The organism is Pseudonocardia sp. CA-142604 (assembly GCF_050948475.1).
In the GTDB taxonomy this organism is placed as follows: Bacteria; Actinomycetota; Actinomycetes; order Mycobacteriales; family Pseudonocardiaceae; genus Pseudonocardia; species Pseudonocardia alaniniphila.
Window position 1 is genome coordinate 918,495 of the sequence record NZ_CP192045.1, and the last position, 19,966, is coordinate 938,460.

A 19,966-nucleotide genomic window follows, 5' to 3' on the forward strand; every position below is an offset into this window, starting at 1 on the left:
TTTCGGGACGGTGCGTGTCGCTTCAAAACCATGCACGGGACCATCGTCGCGATGATCGACGTCGGCGCTCATACGGTGATGACGCGAGCTGAACTCCAGTTGAAGCGGGATGCCGGCCGTTCGAACGTTCGTTGCGGGGGTCAGGGCTCCAGCAGGCTGCGCCCCCAGTAGTCACCCTCGCCCAGCCCGGCCGGGCACGCGAACACGGCCGAGCTCGTGTGCTCGATGTACTCCATCATCACGTCCGACTTGGCGAGCGCCCGCTGCATCGGCACGAACTGGGCCTGCGGGTCGCGCATGAACGCGAGGAAGAACAGGCCGGCGTTGAGGTGCCCCTGCCCGTCGCTGCCGTCGACGAAGTTGTAGCCCCGCCGCAGGATCTTCGCGCCCCCCAGCGACTCCGCGGAGGCGAGGCGGATGTGTGCGTCCACCGGGATGCGCGGCCGGCCGTCGGGCCCGATGGCGCTGAAGTCGATCGGGTCGAACTCCGCGGCCGCCCCGAGTGGGGCGCCCTCGCCCTTCGTCCGGCCGATGATCTCCTCCTGCTCGGCGAGCGACGTGCGGTCCCAGATCTCGATGTGCATGCGGATCCGGCGGGACACCAGGTAGGAGCCGCCCTCGAGCCACGCAGGCCCGTCGCCGGGTTGTACCCACAGCTGCTGGTCGAGTGCGGCAGAGTCCTCGGCCTTGAGGTTGCGGGTGCCGTCCTTGAAGCCGAAGAGGTTGCGGGGGGTGGCCTGCTCTGTGGACGTGGACGAGGTGCGCCCGAACCCCAGCTGCGACCAGCGCACCGAGGTGGTGCCGAAGCCCATCCGGACGAGGTTGCGCACCGCGTGCACCGCCACCTGCGGATCGTCGGAACACGCCTGGATGCACAGGTCGCCGCCGGAGAGGGCGGGGTCGATCTGGTCTCCGGTGAAGCTCGGCAGCTCCGCGAGGCCCGGGGGACGCTGCGCTGCCAGCCCGAAGCGGTCGACGCCGTCCTTCTCGAACAGCGACGCGCCCACCCCGAACGTCAGCGTCAGCGACGAGGCGGGCAGCCCGAGCGCCTCGCCGGTGTCGGACGGTGGGGCCTGCGGGTTCAGGTTGACCGCGCCGCCCGGCGCGGCCTCGGCGCCCGCCGTCATCCGCTCCGCCGCGGTGGTCCACTTCTGGAGCAGCGCCTTCAGCCGGTCACGGTTGTCGGCGGTGACGTCGAGCGCGACGAAGTGCAGCCGGTCCTGCGCGGGCGTGATGATCCCTGCCTGGTGATCGCCGCGGAACGGCACCACACCGGGGTTCGCGGGGGCGTCGGTCCCGCCGCCTGCCGAGCCGACGGCGAAGCCGGTGGCCGCGCCGACCCCGGCCAGAGCGGCCCCGGCGCCCGTCCAGCCGAGCAGCCGGCGTCGCGAGATCGGGCTCACGACGTGACGACCCCGGCGACCTGGCTCACCGGCTCACCCAGCGCGTCGACGGCATCGGACATCTTGCGCGTGTCGTCCGGCGTGAGCTGCGTGTAGAGCACGAACCCGTCGCCCGCGCGGTATCCCTCGAGCAGGGTGTCGACCGCGGCGAAGCGTTCGTCGAGCGTCGGGCCGAGGGTCGGGTCCTTGTCGTCGAGCACCGGGCGCAGTGCGGCGACGGCCCCTTGCGAACCCTCGACGTTGGCCTTGAAGTCCCACAGGTCGGTGTGCGAGTAGCGGTCCTCCTCGCCGGTGATCTTGCCGGTGGCGACCTCGTCGAGCAGTTCCTTCGCGCCGTTGGCGAGCTGCACCGGTGTGAGCTCGACGGTGGTCACGCGGCTCTGCAGGTCCTTGATGTCGGCCATCAGCTGGTCGGCGATCGCCGGGGAGTCGGGCTGCAGGCCGTCGACCCAGAGGTCCTTCTCCAGGCGGTGGTAGCCGGTGAACGCGACGCCGGGGTCGCGCTCGTCGTCCTCGCGGCCGTCGATCTTCGGGTCGATGTCTCCGAAGGACTCCGCCACGGGCTCGATGCGTTCCCAGTAGGTGCGCGACACCGGGAACAGCGCCTTGGCGCCCTCGACGTCCTGCCGCTTGACGGCGTCGGCGAACTCCTGCGTCTTCGGCACCAGCGCGTCGATCTGCGAGGTGACGTAGCGCTTGTAGCCGGCGGTGGCCTCGGCGAGCTTCGTGTTCTCGTCCACGGAGCGCGCGGCCGTGCCGGTGACGGTGAAGGGTGCCCGGATGCCGTCGCCGACCATGCCCGGCTTGCACGCCGTGGTGTACGTGCCGCCGTCGGGCACCTCGACGATGAGCTGCCTGGTGAGGCCCGGACCGATGTTCTCGACCTCGCCCATGATCCGGTCGCCCGTGCCGTACAGGTAGAACTCGGTGACCTTGCTCCCCGTGTTGTTCACGGCGAACGTGATGGTGCCCGCGGGTGCCTCGGCGCCGCCGACGTCGCAAGAGTCGTCCGCGGCCCGGACGGGGATGGGGCCGCCGGCAGCCGCGCCGCCGGTGGTGGGGGCCGGTGCCGTGCTGGTGCAGCCGGCGAGGGCGGCCACCGCGAGGGCGGCCACGGGGAGCCCGGCGCGAGCTCTGCGGGACATCATGCTCCTAGACGATCGGGTGGGGGACGATCACGAAGAACGGTCACGACGTGGTGGGGGCTGACGCGACAGGCCGGGCGCTGCGCTGCGGCAGCACGAACAGGGTGAGGACGACGGCCACGTAGGCGACCCAGACGATCGCCTCGAGCACGGTGGTCTGCGGCGAGAAGTTGAAGATCCCCTTGAGCAAGGTGCCGTACCAGGAGTCCGGCGGAACGGCCGCGCTGACGTCGAACGCCAGTGTGTCGAGCCCGGGGAGGATGGCGGCCTCCTGCAGGTCATGCATGCCGTACGCGAGGATCCCCGCCGCCACGAAGACCAGCAGCACGCCGGTGACGGTGAAGAACTTGCCCATGTTCAACGTGACGGCGCCGCGGTAGATGAGGTACGCGAGCAGGATCGACACGGCGATGCCGAGCAGGAACCCGATGAGCGGCTCGGTGGTCTCGCCGGCGGCCTGAGCCGCGGCGAAGAAGAACACCGCCGTCTCGAGCCCTTCCCGGCCGACCGCGAGCGCGGCCATGACGACGACGGCGGTGGACCCCATCTGGATGGCGCTCTCCAGCCGCCCGCGGAGCTCAGCGGAGATGGAGCGGGCGGCCCGCCGCATCCAGAAGATCATCCAGGTGACGAAACCGACGGCGATGATCGAGAGGCCACCCCCGAACGCCTCCTGCGCCTGAAATGTGAGAGCTTGCTGGGTGAGGGTCAATGCGAGTGTGAGGCCGACGCTGATGGCCACCGCGATAGCGACGCCGAGCCACACCTTCGGAAGTACGGACCGGCGCCCGGTACGCACCAGGAACGCGATGAGAATGCTCACCACCAGGGCGGCTTCGAGGCCTTCCCGGAGGCCGATCAGGGCGTTCCCGAGCAATGGGATCCTCTTCTCCATACGGCCTTATTAGGCCAGCTTGGCCTCAATCGGGCCGAGGGTAGCCTTAGTACAGCTGGGAGGAAAGGGGTGGGGGAGTGTGATCCGCGTCGGTCGGTCTGACCAGCCCGAATAGTCCTTTTTATGGCGATTCGGGGACGGCGCGATGCTCGATCGTTGCGATCGACCGAGATCGACAGGCCGGCCTCGGTTCGCCGGGCCGGTGTGCGGCATGCTGCCGCGCCGGCGCTGCATCGCGGGCTGCGCTCTGCGATGGCTCGCTCCGAGCGATCGATCCCGATGATCCTTTTTCGGCGATTCAATTCAATTGAGCGAATTGCTCGGAAAGCCGCGCTGTTTGACACGGCAGCTCAGGCCAACCTAACTTGAACGCCGGATAGGCAAGCCTGCGATCGTTCCCCTGCCCGCCCTTTCGAAAGTGGGTTGATGCTGTGCTGGCGACCTTTGTGATTGGCCTTCGGGAAGGTCTCGAGGCGGCACTGATCGTCGGGATCATCGCCGGTTTCCTGGCCAACCAGGGTCGTCGGGACGCGCTGCGTCAGGTGTGGGTGGGCGTCGGGATCGCCGTGCTCATCTGCCTGGCCGTCGGGGTCGCGCTCGAACTCCTCACCGCCGACCTGCCGCAGGCGGCGCAGGAGGGACTCGAGACGCTCATCGGGCTCTTCGCCGTCGCCATGGTCACTTACATGATCCTCTGGATGCGGCGCCACGCCCGTCACATGCGCGCGGAGCTCGAGTCGTCGGCCACCGCCGCGCTGGCCCGCGGCTCGGCGGGTGCGCTGGTCGGGATGGCCTTCCTCGCGGTGCTCCGGGAGGGCTTCGAGACCGTGGTGTTCCTGCTGGCTGCGTTCCAGGCCAGTACATCCCCGTTGGAAGCGGGCGGTGGCGCGCTGCTCGGCGTGATCATCGCGGTCGTCCTCGGCTACGGCATCTACCGCGGTGGCGTCCGGCTGAACATGGCCCGCTTCTTCCGGATCACGGGTGCGGTGCTCGTCATCGTCGCCGCAGGCTTGCTCATGACCGCTGCACACACCGCTCACGAGGCGGGCTGGATCAACTTCGGTCAGCAGCAGGCAGCCGACCTCTCGTGGCTCGTGCAGCCCGGCACGCCGATCTCGTCGCTGCTCACCGGTGTGCTCGGCATCCAGCCGTTCCCCACGATCGTGGAGACGGTGATCTGGCTGGTCTACGCGGTGCCGATGCTCGTCCACGTGCTCTGGCCGCAGCGCGGACCGGCCTCGCGGCGCCAGGCGTCGGAGCCCGCGCCCACCCCCGAGCCGGAGCCGACCCGCGGGTGAACCCCTGCGGGTGGTCGCCTCGATCCACCCGTCCCTCTCTTTTCGTCGCCGAAGGATGGCATGTTCATGAGATCGTTTCGCCCGCGCGCGCTGGGCACCGTCGCGGCCGCGCTCTCGGTCGGCCTGCTGGCCGCCGCCTGCGGAGGCGGTGGCAACTCGGGCGGCGCGCCGGGCGGAGAGCAGCAGACCGAGGTGAAGGTCGCGCTGTCCGACCAGGGCTGTGCGCCTGCGCCCGCCTCGGTGGCGGCCGGCCCGGTGACGTTCACGGTCACGAACGCCGGTACGGCGAAGGTGACGGAGGCCGAGCTGCAGAGCAACGGCAGGATCCTCGGGGAGAAGGAGAACATCACCGAGGGCCTCAACGGGGACTTCGCCCTCCGGCTGGACCCGGGCACCTACACGATGTACTGCCCCGGCGCCGCGCAGGACACCTCGACGTTCACCGTGACGGGCGGGGGCGCCGCACCGGCATCGCCTGCCGACACCTCGCTCGCCAAGGCGACGCAGGACTACCACGACTACGTCGTCTCCGAGGTCGCCGCGCTGGTGCCGGCCACGAAGGCGTTCGACGACGCGGTCCGGGCGGGCGACATCCCCAAGGCGGAGTCGCTGTTCGCGCCGGCCCGCACGCACTACGAGAGCATCGAGCCGGTGGCCGAGAGCTTCGGCGACCTCGACCCCGACATCGACGCGCGGGTCAACGACGTCGACGACCCCGCCCAGTGGACCGGGTTCCACCGCATCGAGAAGGCGCTCTGGGAGGACAAGTCGCTCGCCGGGATGACGCCGATGGCCGACAAGCTCGACGCCGACGTCGCCACCCTGCAGAAGAACGTCGCGACCACCGACTACCAGCCTGCCCAGCTCGCCAACGGTGCCAGTGACCTGCTCGACGAGGTGTCGACATCGAAGGTGACCGGCGAGGAGGACCGCTACTCGCACACCGACCTCTGGGACTTCGCCGCCAACATCGCCGGCGCCCGCAAGGCCTTCGAGCTGCTCCAGCCCGCGCTCGCGGCGAAGGATCCCCAGCTCGCGCAGCAACTCGAGGCGCGCTTCACCGACGTCACGTCCGGCCTGGCGAAGTACCAGCAAGGCAACGCCTACGTCGACTACAGCACCGTCCCGCAGGACCAGCGGCGTCAGCTCGCGGATGCGGTCAACGCGCTGGCCGAGCCGCTGTCCCAGGTGGCGGGGAAGGTGGTCTGAGGAGCTCATGGCGGAACTCTCGCGGCGCCGGTTCCTCGGCAGCCTCGCCGGTGCGGGCGTGGCCGGCGCCGGTCTCGCGATCGCGGGCACCTCGATCTCGGCGGCGGCATCCGCGTCCGCCGCCGCCGACACCGTGGCGTTCCGCGGCGCCAACCAGGCCGGGATCAGCACGGACGTGCAGAACCAGCTCGCCTTCGCGGCGTTCGACGTCACCAGCACCGAGCGTGCCGACCTGGTCTCGATGCTGCAGAGCTGGACGACCGCGGCCGAGGCGATGACCCGGGGCGCGCCCGTGCCGGGTGACTCGGCCACGTCCGACGTTCCCCCCGCCGACACGGGGGAGGCCGACGGGCTGACAGCGTCCCGCCTGACCATGACGATCGGGTTCGGGCCGTCGCTGTTCGACAACCGGTTCGGGCTGGCCGCCCGGCGTCCGGCGGTGTTGCAGCCGTTGCCTGCGCTGCCGGGCGAGCTCCTCGACGACACCCGCAGCAACGGGGACATCGCCGTGCAGGCCTGCGCCGACGACCCGCAGGTGGCGTTCCACGCGATCCGCAACCTGGCCAGGATCGGCCGTGGCACGGTCGTCAACCGCTGGACCCAGCTCGGCTTCGGCCGTACCTCCGCGACGGGCGCGGGCCAGTCCACGCCGCGCAACCTCATGGGATTCAAGGACGGCACCCGCAACATCCGGGGCGACGACACGAGCGCACTCGACCAGCACGTCTGGATCGGCGACGGCGCGGACCAGGCGTGGATGCGCGGCGGCACCTATCTCGTGGCCAGGCGGATCCGCATGTTCGTCGAGAACTGGGACCGCGACTTCCTGTCCGACCAGCAGGCGGTCTTCGGACGGACGAAGTCGGTCGGCGCCCCGCTCACAGGCACCAAGGAGTTCGACACGCCCGACTTCGCCGCGACCGGCCCGGACGGCACACACGTGATCCCGGACGACGCCCACATCCGGCTGGCCGCCTTCGAGAACAACAACGGCCTGCGGATCCTGCGCCGCGGCTACTCCTTCAACGACGGGATCGATCCGAGTACCGGTGGACTCGAAGCCGGACTGTTCTTCATCAGCTTCCAGTCGGACCCGGCCGCGTTCGTCACGCTGCAGCGCAAGCTGGGTGCGAACGATGCGCTCAACGAGTACATCCAGCACGTCGCGTCGGGCCTGTTCGCGTGCCCGCCCGGCGTGACCCGGGACGGGGACTACTGGGGCAGCGGGCTGTTCGAAGCGTGAACCGCCTCGGTCAGGCCGGTTCCGCGCCCTCCACGGCGATGCGGGCCAGCACCTCTCCCAGCGCCTCCTGGTACTCCGGGCGAGGGTCCATGGCGGCCGCCATCTTCAGCTGCGCCTGCGCCTCGGCGAGACGCCCCTGCCGCTGCAACGCCTTGCCGAGCGCGAAGCGGGCGTAGTGGTCGGACGGGTCGAGGTCGAGAACGCGGGCGAAGGCCTCCTCGGCGCGGTGCAGCTGGGCCGAGTTGAGGTAGGCGCGACCGGCGAGCAGATGCACGGAGGCGTCGTTGGGTTGGCTCTCGAGCACGGGGCCGAGCGCCTGCAGCGCGTCCAGCGGACGGCTCCGGGCGATCAACATCTCTGCCCGGCGGAAAGATTCGAACAGGCCGTCGGACGCGGGCTGGCTCGTCATGGTCGTCCCTACGTTAGGTGTACGGGACGCGATCTGCGAGGGGTTGACATGGGACGCAGGGGCGAACTACGGCGGACCATGAGCCCAGTGGCGAGTTCCTGCGCCGATCGGGAACCCTCCACGACTACGCTGAGCCACCGGACACCGCGCCCAGCCCTGGCTGAGCGCGCACAGGCGTCGTAACGAGCCCGGACGGGAGCACTGGTGGCGGTCATCGAGCAGGTCGGCGCACGCGAGATCCTCGACTCGCGGGGCAACCCGACGGTGGAGGTCGAAGTTGCGCTCGACGACGGGACCCTGGCCCGCGCGGCCGTCCCGTCGGGAGCGTCGACAGGTGAGCACGAAGCGGTCGAGCTGCGCGACGGCGACCCGCTCCGGTTCGGCGGCAAGGGCGTCGAGAAGGCCGTGGCCGCGGTGCTCGACGAGATCGGCCCCGAGCTCACCGGCATGGAGGCGGTCGACCAGCGGCTCGTCGACCAGCGGCTCGTCGACCTGGACGGCACGCCCGACAAGTCGCGCCTCGGCGCCAACGCGCTGCTCGGTGTCTCGCTCGCCGTGGCCAAGGCGGCCGCCGAGTCGGCCGGGCTCGAGCTGTTCCGCTACGTCGGCGGCCCGAACGCCCACGTGCTGCCCGTGCCGATGATGAACATCATCAACGGCGGCGCCCACGCCGACAGCTCCGTCGACGTGCAGGAGTTCATGATCGCGCCGGTCGGGGCCGACTCCTTCCGCGAGGCCCTGCGCTGGGGCGCCGAGGTCTACCAGGCGCTCAAGTCGGTGCTGAAGAGCAAGGGCCTCGCCACCGGGCTCGGCGACGAGGGCGGCTTCGCGCCCGACCTGCCCGGCACGCGCGCGGCGCTCGACCTCATCGCCGAGGCCGTGGAGAAGACCGGGTACAAGCTCGGCCGGGACATCGCGCTCGCGCTCGACGTGGCGGCCACCGAGTTCTACTCGGACGGCGTCTACGCCTACGAGGGCAAGAAGCTCTCCTCGCAGGAGCTCATCGCCATCTACTCCGAGCTGGTTTCCGGTTATCCCCTCGTCTCGATCGAGGACCCACTGGCGGAGGACGACTGGGACGGCTGGGTCGCGATCACCGAGGCGCTCGGCGACCGCGTGCAGCTCGTCGGCGACGACCTGTTCGTCACCAACCCCGAGCGGCTCGACGAGGGCATCAGCCGGGGTGCCGCCAACGCGCTGCTGGTGAAGGTCAACCAGATCGGCACGCTGTCGGAGACCCTCGATGCCGTCACGCTCGCGCACTCGTCGGGCTACCGCTGCATGATGAGCCACCGCTCCGGAGAGACCGAGGACACCACGATCGCCGATCTGGCCGTCGCCACCGGTTGCGGGCAGATCAAGGCGGGCGCTCCGGCACGGTCGGAGCGCGTGGCGAAGTACAACCAGCTCCTGCGCATCGAGGAAGCTCTCGGCGACGCCGCCCGGTACGCGGGCGACCTCGCCTTCCCGCGCTTCACGGTGGCGGAGGCGGGAGCCTGACGTGCACGCGAGTCGCCCCGTTCCCGTGCGCGAGTCGCCCGTGAAGCAGGCCTGAGGCGGCGCGATGGTCGAGGAACGAACCCGGGTTCGGGGCGAACGGACTCCCCGCACGCCGCCGCGCCGCGGCGCCGGCACGGGAGCGACGCGGCGGCGGAACAGGGAACCCAAGCTGAACCGCGTGGCACGCACCCGTGGTGTGGTTGCTGCGACCACGGGGATGCTCGGGCTGTCCACCACACGCCGAGCAGCGGTGCTGGCCCTCGTGGTCTGCGCGCTGGCACTCACTGTTGCGGTCCCGCTGCGCAACTTCGTCGCCCAGCGTCAGGAGCTCGCCGCCGTGACCAAGCAGCAGCAGGCGCTCGCCGCCGAGGTGGAGGAGCTGTCGAAGGAGCGCGCCCGGCTGTCGGATCCTGCTGAGGTCGCCGCCCAGGCCAGGACGCGGCTCGGCTACGTCCTGCCCGGGGAGGTTCCCTACGTCGTACAGCTGCCGTCCGGCCCGGACCTGACCGGCGCGGGCGAGGCCGGGGCAGGCATGCCGTGGTACCGCCAGCTGTGGCGCGAGGTCGCGGAGGGTTCGCGATGAGCCCGTCGACGCCGCGCGGGCCTGCTTCCGCTCCCGGCATCAGCGAGGAGGACCTCGCGGCCGTCGCCGCCCAGCTGGGACGGGTTCCGCGTGCCGTCCGCGCGGTCGCCTACCGCTGCCCGTGCGGGCACCCCGCGGTGGTGCAGACCGCTCCGCGGCTGGAGGACGGCACCCCGTTCCCGACGCTGTACTACCTGACCTGCTCTCGGCTGAACTCCTGGGTCAGCCGCCTGGAGGCCGAGGGCCGGATGCGCGAGATGACCGAGCGGCTGGCCGAGGACCCCGAGCTCGCCGCGGCCTACCAGCGGGCGCACGAGTCCTACCTCGCCGAACGCAACGCGATCGAGCCGTTGGGCACCGACGTCAGCGCTGGAGGCATGCCGAGCCGCGTCAAGTGCCTGCACGTGTGCGTCGCGCACGCGCTGGCGGCAGGCCCTGGCGTGAACCCGTTCGGCGACGAGGCGCTCGCCGAGCTGGGGGAGTGGTGGCAGGCGAGCGCGTGCGCGCGCCCGCCTGCATAACGGAATCCGTCCGAACGGACGGCACACCGGGCCGATGTCCGGCTGGGTCGGCTCAACCAGGCGTGACCCGCTCCAGCAACGCGGCCGCGGGCGTGCCCTCGGGGAGGGTGCCCGCGGTGCGCCACGGGCCGTCGGCGTCGAAGCGCGCAGCCAGGAACGCCGACGAGACCTCCTCCGGCGCGTGCCGCACGAGCAGCGATCCCTGCAGGCACAGAGCGAGCAGCTCGGCGAGCCGCCGCGCCCGCCGTGCCTCACGCCCGTCCAGCTCGGCGCGCAGCGCGCGGACGGCGCGGTCGAACCTGCTGTCCACGCCGCCTGCGACGTCCACCTCCGCCAGCACTGCATCCACCGAGTCGGGATTGCGGCTCACGGCGCGCAGCACGTCGAGCGCCGTGACGTTGCCCGAGCCCTCCCAGATCGAGTTGAGCGGGGCCTCGCGGTAGAGCCGCGGGAGCGCCGACTCCTCGACGTACCCGTTGCCGCCGAGGCACTCGAGTGCCTCGGCCACCACCGCGGGCGCCCGCTTGCACACCAGGTACTTCGACGCCGGGAGCGCGAGCCGCAGCAGCGAGCGCTCGCCGCGGTCCACGGCACCCGCGAGCCGCAGCGCGAGTGTGGTGGCGGCCTCGGACTCCAGCGCCAGGTCCGCGACCACGGCCTGCATCAGGGGCGTGTCGGCCAGCCGCGAACCGAAGGCGCTGCGATGCGCCACGTGATGCGCCGCCTCGCTCAGCGCGGCGCGGACGAGCGCTGCGGAGCCCAGCACGCAGTCCAGCCGCGTCATCGACACCATCTCGATGATCGTGGCGACGCCCCGGCCCTCGTCACCGAGCCGCCAACCCGTGGCACCGGTGTACTCGATCTCGGCGGAGGCGTTCGACCGGTTGCCGAGCTTGTCCTTGAGCCGTTGCAGCCGGATGGCGTTGCGAGTGCCGTCGGGCAGGACGCGGGGCAGCACGAAGCAGGTGAGCCCACCGGGAGCCTGGGCGAGGGTGAGGAACAGGTCGTTCATCGGGGCCGAGGTGAACCACTTGTGCCCGACCAGCTGGTACGTCCCGTCCGCCGACGGGGTGGCGACCGTGGTGCCGGCGCGGACGTCGGAGCCGCCCTGCTTCTCGGTCATCGACATGCCGGCCAGGAGCCCGGCCTTAGTCGCCGGGTCGGCGAGCCCGAACTCGTAGGACGTGGACACGAGACCCGGTTCGTAGGCCGCTGCCAGCACGGGGTCGTGGCGCAGCGCGGGGACGGCAGCATAGGTCATCGAGATCGGGCAGCCGTGCCCCGCTTCGAGCTGGCTCATCAGGTAGAAGCCCGCGGCTCGCCGGACGTGCGCCCCGGTGCCGGGCTCGTCCACCCACGGTGCGGCGTGCAGCCCCCACTCGACCGCGGTGCCCACCAGCCAGTGCCACGACGGATGGAACTCGACCTCGTCGATGCGATGGCCGTACCGGTCGTGGGTACGCAGGACGGGTTCGTGCACGTTGGCCAGCCGCGCGTGTTCCTGCGCCTCGGGGGACGTGATCAGCGCACCCAGACGGCTGAGATCCGGCAGCGCCGCCTGCGCGCCCTCTCGGCCGACCGCATCCGTCAACGCCGGGTCGCAGGCCAGCGGGTCGTGCCCGGAGAGCGGTGGCGGCTGGTTCTCGACGCGATGCGTGCCGCGGTCCGTCGGCCCCGGCTCGGTGACGGTCACGAGGTCCGCGGGGACGGACAGGGCGGTGGAGCTGCGCTGGTCGACCACGCTGCGAGGGTAGTCGCGCACCCCGCGTCGTGTGCCGTCCGCGATCCGGCTTCCCGCGTACGGTGACCGCTGTCGCCGTGTGAGCCGGACCAAGGAGAGTGCATGTCGCGCGTGGCCGCCATCGACTGCGGAACCAACTCGATCCGTCTGCTCGTCGCCGACATCACGACCGGCGACGGCGGCACCACCGAGCAGCGCGACGTGCATCGTGAGATGCGGATCGTCCGGCTCGGTCAGGGTGTCGACGCGTCAGGCGAGCTCGCACCGGAGGCGTTGGATCGGACGCGCGCGGCGCTGGTCGACTACGCGGAGGTGATCCGCAGGGAGGGCGCCGAGCGGGTGCGGATGGTCGCCACCAGCGCCACCCGCGACGCCCGCAACCGTGAGGACTTCTTCGGCATGGTCCAGGACACGCTCGGCATCGACGCCGAGGTGATCTCCGGGGACGAGGAGGCGAACCTGTCGTTCGTCGGAGCGGTGGGCGACCTCGATCCCGACGACGGCCCGTTCGTGATCGTCGACGTGGGCGGTGGCTCCACCGAACTCGTCGTGGGCGCCCTGAAGGGTGGGAAGGCCACCGTGCAGGCCGCCCGATCGGTGGACGTGGGGAGCGTCCGCCTCACCGAGCGCTGCCTGGCGGGTGACCCCCCGTCGGCTGACGAGGTGGCGGAGGCCCGCCGGGTGGCCACCGGCATCCTCGACGAGGCGTTCGACGCGGTGCCGGTGGAGGGCGTGCGCACCTGGGTCGGCGTCGCGGGCACGATCACCACGCTCTCGGCCGTGGCGCTCGGCCTGGAGGAGTACGACGCCGCAGCGGTGCACCACTCGCGGCTGGAGAACCAGGACCTGCACCGGGTGGCGGACGAACTGCTGGGCATGTCCCGCGAGGAGCGTAAGAGCCACGGTGCCATCCACCCCGGCCGGATCGACGTGATCGGCGCCGGTGCCCTCATCGTCGACGTGCTGTCCCGCGAGCTGAACGAGCGCGCCGGCGTCACCGGGATGGTGGTCAGCGAGCACGACATCCTCGACGGGATCGCGCGCTCGATCGCCTGACACACGCAGCGGGGTCGGGCGCGGATCACCGGCCCGACCCCGCGATCACGACTCCGGCGCCGCCGTGACGAACGCCGCCAGGTGTTCCGACTGCGCCAGCCGCGAGGGCTCGTGCACGTACATCATGTGCCCGGCCTCGTAGTGGCGGACCTCGATGCGGTCGCGCAGCTCGTCCGGGATCGGGAGCTGGGCGAACACCTGCTCGGCCGCGAAGTACGGCGTGGCCCCGTCGTGGTAGCCGCACGCCACGTGCACGCGCAGGTGCGGGTTGTGGCGCATCGCCGCCGAGAGCTTCGAGACGACCGACACCGCCCGGCCCTCGAACTCCTTGTACGACCACGGCTGCACGCGCCCGCTCAGCACCTCGTAGGGCAGGTCGCTGACGTAGCCGAGGCTGCTGCGGACGTGCGAGTTGAACGCTGCGGTGTACGGCCCCGTGATCGCCGCGATGGACGGGTCGTAGCTGGGCTTCTCACCGCCACCGTCGTCCTCCCAGCCGGTGAAACGGCCGTCGATGCGGCCGACGGTGCGGCCGGGGGCACGCAGCAACTCGCGGAAGAACCGGTGGTGCTCGATCCGCAGGCGCACCCGGCGCACATAGCCTTCGTCGAGCCCGCTCAGGGAGGCCAGGCGCCCGGCGACCCGGTCGAGATCGGCGGCGGCGAGCCGGGATCCGCGGGCGAGCGCCCACGGGTAGTCGCCTGCTGCGAACTCCTCCGCGTCAGCGAGCACCTCGTGCAGCTCCCGTCCCGGGTGCAGCCCGTGGTAGTGCGCGATCGCCGCGTACGTGGGCAGGAAGAGCGGGTAGGGGCGGTCGTTGCCCTCGGTGAAGCGGATCGATCCCATGTCCAGCACGCTGGAGATCAGCATGAGGCCGTTGAGGTACATGCCGTGCCGGTCCTGCAGGTGCTCGGCGAGCGCAGCGGCGCGCAGCGTGCCGTAGGACTCCCCGGCCAGGAACTTCGGCGAGAGCCACCGCTCGTTGCGCGTGACCCAGAGCCGGATCACCTCGCCGATCGTCTCGACGTCGGAGGTGTAGCCGTGGAAGTCGGCGGGCTTCCCGCCGGTGATGGCGCGCGAGTAGCCAGTGGACACGGGGTCGACGAACACGAGGTCGGAGTGCGCGAGCAGCGACTCGTGGTTGTCGGTGAGCCCCCACGGCGGCGGGGTGAGGGCTCCTGCGTCGCCCATCACGACGCGGCGCGGCCCGAAGAGCCCGAGGTGCAGCCACACGCTCGACGAGCCGGGCCCGCCGTTGAAGGCGATCGTGACGGGCCTGGTGGCGGGGTCGGCGCCGTCGAGGGTGTAGGCGACGAGGAAGACCTCGGCCCGCGGCTCGTACCCGTCGAACGTGCCGTCGGTGTGCTTCTCGTGGCGCAGCACGACCCGGCCCGCGGTCGCCGTGTACGCCAGGTCGCCCGTGGGCGTGCGTAACGTGTGGGACGTGGTCACGAGGTCGTCGGCGGGCGGTGCGGGCGTTTCCGGTGCGCTCTCCTCGCTCACGTACCAGACCCTAGGTGATCTCGATGCGGCACTGGTCGACTGTCGGGAATGTCCTCGGCTCGTGGCCTGGCGCGAGCTGGTGGCACGGGAGAAGCGTGCCGCGTTCCGTGACCAGGATTACTGGGGACGTCCCGTGCCGGGGTTGGGTCCGGCTGACGCGCCGTTGCTGATCGTGGGGCTCGCGCCGGCCGCTCACGGCGGGAACCGGACCGGCCGGATGTTCACCGGCGACCGGTCGGGCGACGTGTTGTTCGCGGCTCTGCACGCGGCGGGCCTGGCGAACCAGCCGACCGCGGTGCACCGTGGCGACGGCCTCGAGCTCCTCCACACCCGGATCACTGCCCCGGTCCACTGCGCGCCGCCTGACAACAAGCCGACAACGGGTGAGCGGGACACCTGCAGCGCCTGGCTGCGTGCCGAACTGGCGTTGCTGCGCCCGCGTGCGGCGGTGGTGCTGGGCGCCTACGGCTGGCAGGCTCTGCTGCCCGTGCTCGCGGACGCCGGATGGGTCGTTCCGCGTCCCCGTCCCCGGTTCGGGCACGGGGTTCACGTCGAGCTGGCCGGAAAACGAGGGCCCCTGCACCTCTTCGGCTCCTACCACGTCAGCCAGCAGAACACCTTTACCGGCAAACTCACCCCCGCGATGCTGGAGGACGTCCTCCGTCAGGCGGCCCGAGCAGCGGAGATACCTGAGCAGAGGTAGCCGTTATCACGTGCTTCGGAGGAGTAAAGCCGCCGTGAGGGTGGGACCCTGGAGGCATGGCGCGCAACACCAGGATCGTCGTGGTAGGCGGCGGATACGTCGGCATGTACACGGCCCTGCGGCTGCAGAAGAAGCTGCGACGTGGGGAAGCCGAGGTGACCGTCATCGACCCTCAGTCGCACATGACCTATCAGCCGTTCCTGCCGGAGGCTTCCGCCGGATCGATTGAGCCGAGGCACGTCGTCGTCCCGCTGCGCAAGGTGCTCAGAAAGTGCCACCACCTCACCGGCCGGGTCACCCGCATCAACCACGCCACCCGTGAAGTCACTGCCGAGCTCGCCGCCGGCAACTTGACGACCGTCGGCTACGACGTCCTCGTCGTGGCGCCGGGCTCGGTGGCACGCACGCTCCCGGTCCCCGGCCTGGCCGAGGTCGGCATCGCGTTCAAGACCGTCGGTGAGGCCATCTACCTGCGCAACCACGTGTTGTCGCGGCTCGACGCCGCGTCCACCACCATCGACCCGGCACTGCGCAAGCGCTTCCTCACGTTCCTCGTGGTGGGAGGCGGCTACGCCGGCATCGAGGCGCTCGCCGAACTGCAGGACATGGCCCGTTACGCCACCCGCTACTACGAGAACATCACTCCCGACGACCTGCGGTGGGTGCTCGTCGAGGCCGCCAACCGGATCATGCCCGAGGTGGGCCCGAAGATGGGCCGCTACACCGTCGAGCGGCTGCTCGACGCCGGCATCGAGGTCAACCTCGACACCCGCGTGAAGTCGATGGTGGGCGGCCACGTCGTCCTCGACGACGGCAACGAGTTCGACGCCGACACGATCGTCTGGACCGCGGGCGTCAAGCCCAACCCGATGCTGGACCACACCGACCTGCCGCGGGACGCCCGGGGCCGGATCGAGTGCACCGCCGAACTGCAGGTCGTCGGCATGCCCGACGTCTTCAGCGCCGGCGACTGCGCCTCGGTGCCCGACCTGTCGAAGGACGACCCGGACGCCAAGACCAGCCCGTCGGCGCAGCACGCGGTGCGCCAGGCCAAGGTGCTCGCCGACAACATCGTGGCGCACCTGCGGCGCCGGCAGCTCACCAAGTACAGGCACAGCTACGCCGGATCGGTGGCGAGCCTCGGGCTGTACAAGGGCGTCGCGGAGATCTACGGGATCAAGCTGCGCGGGATCATCGCGTGGTTCATGCACCGCACCTATCACGTGAGCCGCATGCCCACCTGGAACCGCCGGGTCCGCATCCTCGTCGACTGGACGGGTGCTCTGTTCCTGGGCCGGGAGGTCGTGGCGCTGGGGCAGATCAACGACCCGAGGGCCGAGTTCCACCGCGTCGCGAACCCGTCGTCGCCACCGGCCCCACCTGCACAACAGCAGCCTGGACCGGAACAGGCGGGTGCCCCCGCCGGCGCAGGCCAAGGCGAAGAGGCCGTCACGCCAGGACTACGGCGAGGCGCCTGACCTTTCCGAAGCCCCGAAAGGCCCGTTCCGGTTCTCCGGAACGGGCCTTTTCGTTCTGCGGGGTTCCGAATCGCTCCGACCCTGCCCTAGACTCAACCAAGTGGTTGGTGGAGTACGGAGTGACCGTCGCGAGCAGCTGGTCGTCGCCGCGTACCGGCGAGTGGCGGAGGCGGGTTTCGAGGGCCTGCGGCTGCGGCAGGTCGCCGAGGACGTCGGCATCGACCACTCGACGCTGCACCACCACTTCGCCACGAAGCAGGACCTCGTCGACGCCGTGGCCGAGTACACGACACGCCAGTTCTGGACGACCGCGCCGCAGGGGCCGGACCCTGCCGTCGCGCTGCGCGAGCACCTGCAGGCCTTGCGCCGGTTGATCGAGGACCGGCCGGACCTGTTCGCCGTCACGGTCGAGCTCGACCTGCGGGCTCGCCGCGACCCGGCGGTCGCCGCAGCGATGGCTCGGCACGAGGCCGGCTGGCGCGAGGTGCTGACGACGGTGCTGGCCGAGGGCATGGCGCACGGTTCGTGGTCGGTCCCCGTCGACGTTGCTGCCGGCGCGGAGCTCGTGATCGCGGCGGTGAAGGGTGCACGGCTCGTGCCGGAGGTGGCGGGTCAGGTTTTCGGGCAGCTCGAGGCGCTTCTCATCGACGGGGCGCAGGATCACGCGAAGGGGGAGCGGCCATGAGCGAGCTTGCGAGTGAATCATCGACACAGCGCCTCCGCGAAGCGTCGGCCGAGTGCAGCGAGGGCGTGCGATGAGCGGGCCGGGAAGAGTGATCGTCATCGGGGGCGGCATCGGTGGCCTGTGCCTCGCGCAGGGCTTGCGCCGGGCAGGGGTGGACGTCGCCGTCCACGAGCGGGACGCAGCCGTCGGGAGCCGGTGGGAGGGCTACCGGATCCACATCAACCCGGTGGGCGCGAGAGCACTGCACGCCTGCCTGCCCGACGCGGTGTGGCACGAGTTCCTCGCGACGGCGGGGCGCGCGGGCGACTTCGGCTGGCTCACCGAGCAGCTGCGAGAGCTGCTGGTGGTCGAGGAGGCGATCATGTACCCCGGCGCCGAGGACCCGGCGGAGAGCCACTACGCCGCCGACCGCCCCACGCTGCGCCGGCTGCTGCTGACCGGCCTGGAGGACGCCGTGCAGTTCGGCGCCGAGTTCGTGGGCTACGAGCAGCGCGACGACGGCACGGTGCTGGCGCGTTTCGCCGACGGGCGCACCGCGGTGGGCGATGTGCTCGTCGGGGCTGACGGCGCCGGGTCCCGGGTCCGCAGGCAGTACCTGCCGCAGCTGCACACCCACCCGGCGGGCGCGGTCGGGATCGCACACAAGATCTGGCTCACCGACGAGGTACGCCGCGCACTGCCGCCACGCCTCTGCACGGGCATGAACATCGTCCACGTCGACGCGCCCTGCTTCCTGTTCACCTCGGTCTTCGATCCGCCTCCCGGAACGGCCGCGCGGCCGTACGTGCTGTGCGCCCTCGTCACGCGCCCCGACCTGCTCCCGCCCGACGTCACCGAACTCGACGACGACGCGCTGCGTGCCGTGGTCGACGTTCTCGCCGCGGGCTGGCACCCACAGCTGCGGCTGGCGCTGGCCGGGTCGGACCCGGAGAGCCGCGGCGCGGTCGCCTTCCGCTACACGGAGCCGGGCCCGGCGTGGCCGAGCACACAGGTCACCGTCATCGGCGATGCGATCCATCTCATGCCCCCGATCGGCGGGCTCGGCGGCAACACGGCGCTGCGCGACGCCCACCTGCTCAGCCGCGAGCTGGGTGCGGCGGCCCGTGGCGAGCGCGACACGCTGGCGGCGATCAGCGAATATGAGTCCGACATGCGCGACTACGGCGCTGCTGCCGTCCGCTTCGCTCTGACGCAGAAGGACCTGGCCTTGTCCCATGGCGCCGTGGCGACGACGGCCGCACGCAGCTGGTTCAGGATCTGCGCGGCTGTGCCCGCCCTGCGCAGGCGTACGTTCGCCCCCGGCCCCACCGATCCCGCGGCTCCGAGGGCATGGGAACGCGCGCGTGCCACAGCGGGACCGCCCGTGCCCGCTCCGTAGGCTGTAGGCGCGCCCCCGTAGCCCAATCGGCAGAGGCAGGCCCCTTAAAAGGGTTCCAGTGTGGGTTCGAGTCCCACCGGGGGCACCCTGCGACAACCAGCAGAATCGCTCGCTGACCAGCAGAAACACGGTCGGAGGGCGATCTTGTGCTGTCCGGCCGTGTCCGGCCGACACCGGCGTCTGCCGGGTACCTGTGCCCAATACGTGCCCAAGTTCTATGCATCGGACTGCACCGCCAGCGCCGCGGCGATCCGCTTCCGGGCCGCGTCCTCCTGGCCGACGATGACCTTCGCGTAGATTTGGTGGAGCACCCCGACGCTGTGCCCGGCCCACTCGGCGACCTGCGTCGAGGGGACGCCCGCGTTGAGCCAGGTCGACACGGCCGCGTGCCGCAGGTCGTACGGTCGGGCCGCCAACGGTGACCGGACGTCGTCGGGCGAGAGCACCGCCTCTCGGGCCTTCCTCCACACCCGGCAGTACGGGCTCTCGGCCAGCTGGCTGCCCCGAATGCCACGGAACAGCAGCCCGTCGGGGCCTGTCCCGAACTCTGAGAGGTGCGCGTGCAGAAAAGATGTCAGCTCCGGTGCACAGGGCACGATGCGCGTCTCGCCCCTGGCGCGGTGTTTGAGCTGCCGCTCCTCCCGGCGCCGGCCACGTCCGTCCACGAGGCACCGGACTCCGGCGTCGAGAACTCCAACAGCAACTCGCCCCAGCCCTTGGACGGCAGAACGAGATTGGACCTGCGCAGCGTCACTGCCTCACCTGGCCGCAACGCGCGGCGTAGTACATCGCTCGGAAGTAGGCCACCAGGGACGGGCCACTCGGCTTCTGATCAGCCACGGCAGCCAGGAGAGCGCGTGCCTGATCCGGGTTCACCACTGCCCGCTTGTCGACGCTCTTGACCGTCTTAGGCGCCTTCCAAGCCAGAACCGTGATCGGGTTCCGGCCGAGCAGCTTCCGCTCGACGGCGTACTCGGCGATGTTGACCACGACGCCCCGCTGCCTCTGAACAGTCCCTGGCGCGGCAGGGGAACCATCGATCGTCCGGGTGAGGGCGTCCAACACCATTCGCACCACAGCGGGCTGTCCCAAGTCGCTCACATCGCGGGTGTTCCGAGACAGCCATCCAAGTGCCGATGCGATGGCGTCCGGCGGAGCGTCATCGCGGTTCGGACGCATGTTGAAGGCCCATGCAGTCAACGCCTTCCGGAGATCT

The 19,966-nt window shown here is 70.9% G+C and carries 19 protein-coding genes and 1 tRNA gene; 12 read left to right on the top strand and 8 right to left on the bottom strand.

The genetic code is table 11. From position 1 onward, the window contains the following. Positions 1-140: 140 nt before the first annotated feature. From efeB (ACQPZQ_RS04345) to efeU (ACQPZQ_RS04355), 3 genes are read right to left on the bottom strand one after another with little or no spacing between them, the layout of a single operon-like run. On the bottom strand, positions 141-1,403 hold the full coding sequence (gene efeB / locus ACQPZQ_RS04345; RefSeq protein WP_433292274.1) for an iron uptake transporter deferrochelatase/peroxidase subunit: 1,263 nt from the start codon (positions 1,401-1,403) through the stop codon (positions 141-143). Then, a complete protein-coding gene (gene efeO, locus ACQPZQ_RS04350; RefSeq protein ID WP_433299002.1) occupies positions 1,400-2,548 on the bottom strand; it encodes an iron uptake system protein EfeO in 1,149 nt (382 codons plus the stop codon). The genes efeB (ACQPZQ_RS04345) and efeO (ACQPZQ_RS04350) overlap by 4 nt, the downstream gene beginning before the upstream one ends. 43 nt (positions 2,549-2,591) lie before the next feature. Further along, positions 2,592-3,443, bottom strand: coding sequence for an iron uptake transporter permease EfeU (gene efeU, locus ACQPZQ_RS04355; RefSeq protein ID WP_433292276.1), 852 nt, complete (start codon positions 3,441-3,443; stop codon positions 2,592-2,594). A 446-nt stretch (positions 3,444-3,889) separates the two neighbouring features. On the opposite strand from efeU (ACQPZQ_RS04355), the gene efeU (ACQPZQ_RS04360) reads away from it, so the two are divergent. The 3 genes from efeU (ACQPZQ_RS04360) (at position 3,890) to efeB (ACQPZQ_RS04370) (ending at position 7,193) form a co-directional block, all read left to right on the top strand. After that, entirely contained in the window at positions 3,890-4,741 is an 852-nt protein-coding gene (efeU, locus tag ACQPZQ_RS04360; RefSeq protein ID WP_433292278.1) for an iron uptake transporter permease EfeU, read from the top strand. 66 nt (positions 4,742-4,807) lie between these two features. Next, on the top strand, positions 4,808-5,950 hold the full coding sequence (gene efeO / locus ACQPZQ_RS04365; RefSeq protein WP_433292280.1) for an iron uptake system protein EfeO: 1,143 nt from the start codon (positions 4,808-4,810) through the stop codon (positions 5,948-5,950). A 7-nt stretch (positions 5,951-5,957) separates the two neighbouring features. Further along, positions 5,958-7,193, top strand: a complete 1,236-nt coding sequence (efeB, locus tag ACQPZQ_RS04370; RefSeq protein WP_433292282.1) for an iron uptake transporter deferrochelatase/peroxidase subunit — start codon at positions 5,958-5,960, stop codon at positions 7,191-7,193. A 10-nt stretch (positions 7,194-7,203) separates the two neighbouring features. Here efeB (ACQPZQ_RS04370) and ACQPZQ_RS04375 read toward each other — a convergent pair whose 3' ends face one another. Then, a complete protein-coding gene (locus ACQPZQ_RS04375) occupies positions 7,204-7,602 on the bottom strand; it encodes a tetratricopeptide repeat protein (protein ID WP_241038686.1) in 399 nt (132 codons plus the stop codon). A gap of 204 nt (positions 7,603-7,806) precedes the next feature. Here ACQPZQ_RS04375 and eno point away from each other — a divergent pair, with 204 nt between their 5' ends. The 3 genes from eno (at position 7,807) to ACQPZQ_RS04390 (ending at position 10,206) form a co-directional block, all read left to right on the top strand. After that, positions 7,807-9,102, top strand: a complete 1,296-nt coding sequence (gene eno / locus ACQPZQ_RS04380; protein ID WP_433292285.1) for a phosphopyruvate hydratase — start codon at positions 7,807-7,809, stop codon at positions 9,100-9,102. A 178-nt stretch (positions 9,103-9,280) separates the two neighbouring features. Next, entirely contained in the window at positions 9,281-9,685 is a 405-nt protein-coding gene (locus ACQPZQ_RS04385; protein WP_433292287.1) for a septum formation initiator family protein, read from the top strand. After that, on the top strand, positions 9,682-10,206 hold the full coding sequence (locus ACQPZQ_RS04390) for a DUF501 domain-containing protein (protein WP_433292289.1): 525 nt from the start codon (positions 9,682-9,684) through the stop codon (positions 10,204-10,206). The genes ACQPZQ_RS04385 and ACQPZQ_RS04390 overlap by 4 nt, the downstream gene beginning before the upstream one ends. Positions 10,207-10,258: 52 nt before the next feature. On the opposite strand, the gene ACQPZQ_RS04395 is transcribed toward ACQPZQ_RS04390, so the two are convergent. Further along, positions 10,259-11,899: an acyl-CoA dehydrogenase family protein gene (locus ACQPZQ_RS04395; RefSeq protein WP_433299004.1), complete on the bottom strand. Its 1,641-nt coding sequence runs from the start codon at positions 11,897-11,899 to the stop codon at positions 10,259-10,261. Between the two features lie 150 nt (positions 11,900-12,049). Between ACQPZQ_RS04395 and ACQPZQ_RS04400 the strand changes: the two genes are divergently transcribed. Continuing rightward, complete coding sequence (locus tag ACQPZQ_RS04400) at positions 12,050-13,003, top strand: exopolyphosphatase (protein ID WP_433292291.1); 954 nt, start codon at positions 12,050-12,052, stop codon at positions 13,001-13,003. 45 nt (positions 13,004-13,048) lie between these two features. Here ACQPZQ_RS04400 and ACQPZQ_RS04405 read toward each other — a convergent pair whose 3' ends face one another. Then, positions 13,049-14,506 carry a S10 family peptidase gene (locus ACQPZQ_RS04405; RefSeq protein ID WP_433292293.1) on the bottom strand — a complete coding sequence of 486 codons (1,458 nt, stop codon included), beginning with the start codon at positions 14,504-14,506 and terminating at the stop codon, positions 13,049-13,051. 31 nt (positions 14,507-14,537) lie between these two features. Between ACQPZQ_RS04405 and ACQPZQ_RS04410 the strand changes: the two genes are divergently transcribed. The 5 genes from ACQPZQ_RS04410 (at position 14,538) to ACQPZQ_RS04430 (ending at position 18,835) form a co-directional block, all read left to right on the top strand. Then, the gene (locus ACQPZQ_RS04410) at positions 14,538-15,209 is read left to right on the top strand and encodes a uracil-DNA glycosylase (RefSeq protein ID WP_433299006.1); all 672 of its coding nucleotides are present in this window, start codon (positions 14,538-14,540) and stop codon (positions 15,207-15,209) included. 56 nt (positions 15,210-15,265) lie between these two features. Next, entirely contained in the window at positions 15,266-16,687 is a 1,422-nt protein-coding gene (locus tag ACQPZQ_RS04415; protein ID WP_433292295.1) for an NAD(P)/FAD-dependent oxidoreductase, read from the top strand. Positions 16,688-16,787: 100 nt separating this feature from the next. Beyond that, entirely contained in the window at positions 16,788-17,372 is a 585-nt protein-coding gene (locus tag ACQPZQ_RS04420) for a TetR/AcrR family transcriptional regulator (RefSeq protein WP_433292297.1), read from the top strand. A gap of 70 nt (positions 17,373-17,442) precedes the next feature. After that, a complete protein-coding gene (locus ACQPZQ_RS04425) occupies positions 17,443-18,750 on the top strand; it encodes an FAD-dependent oxidoreductase (RefSeq protein WP_433292299.1) in 1,308 nt (435 codons plus the stop codon). Between the two features lie 11 nt (positions 18,751-18,761). Next, positions 18,762-18,835: transfer RNA gene (locus ACQPZQ_RS04430), tRNA-Leu, on the top strand. 130 nt (positions 18,836-18,965) lie between these two features. Here the strand turns inward: ACQPZQ_RS04430 and ACQPZQ_RS04435 are convergent. Both ACQPZQ_RS04435 and ACQPZQ_RS04440 read right to left on the bottom strand, forming a co-directional pair. Further along, positions 18,966-19,415, bottom strand: a complete 450-nt coding sequence (locus ACQPZQ_RS04435; RefSeq protein ID WP_433292301.1) for a hypothetical protein — start codon at positions 19,413-19,415, stop codon at positions 18,966-18,968. An 85-nt stretch (positions 19,416-19,500) separates the two neighbouring features. Further along, entirely contained in the window at positions 19,501-19,842 is a 342-nt protein-coding gene (locus ACQPZQ_RS04440; protein WP_433292303.1) for a hypothetical protein, read from the bottom strand. Between the last annotated feature and the right edge of the window lie 124 nt (positions 19,843-19,966).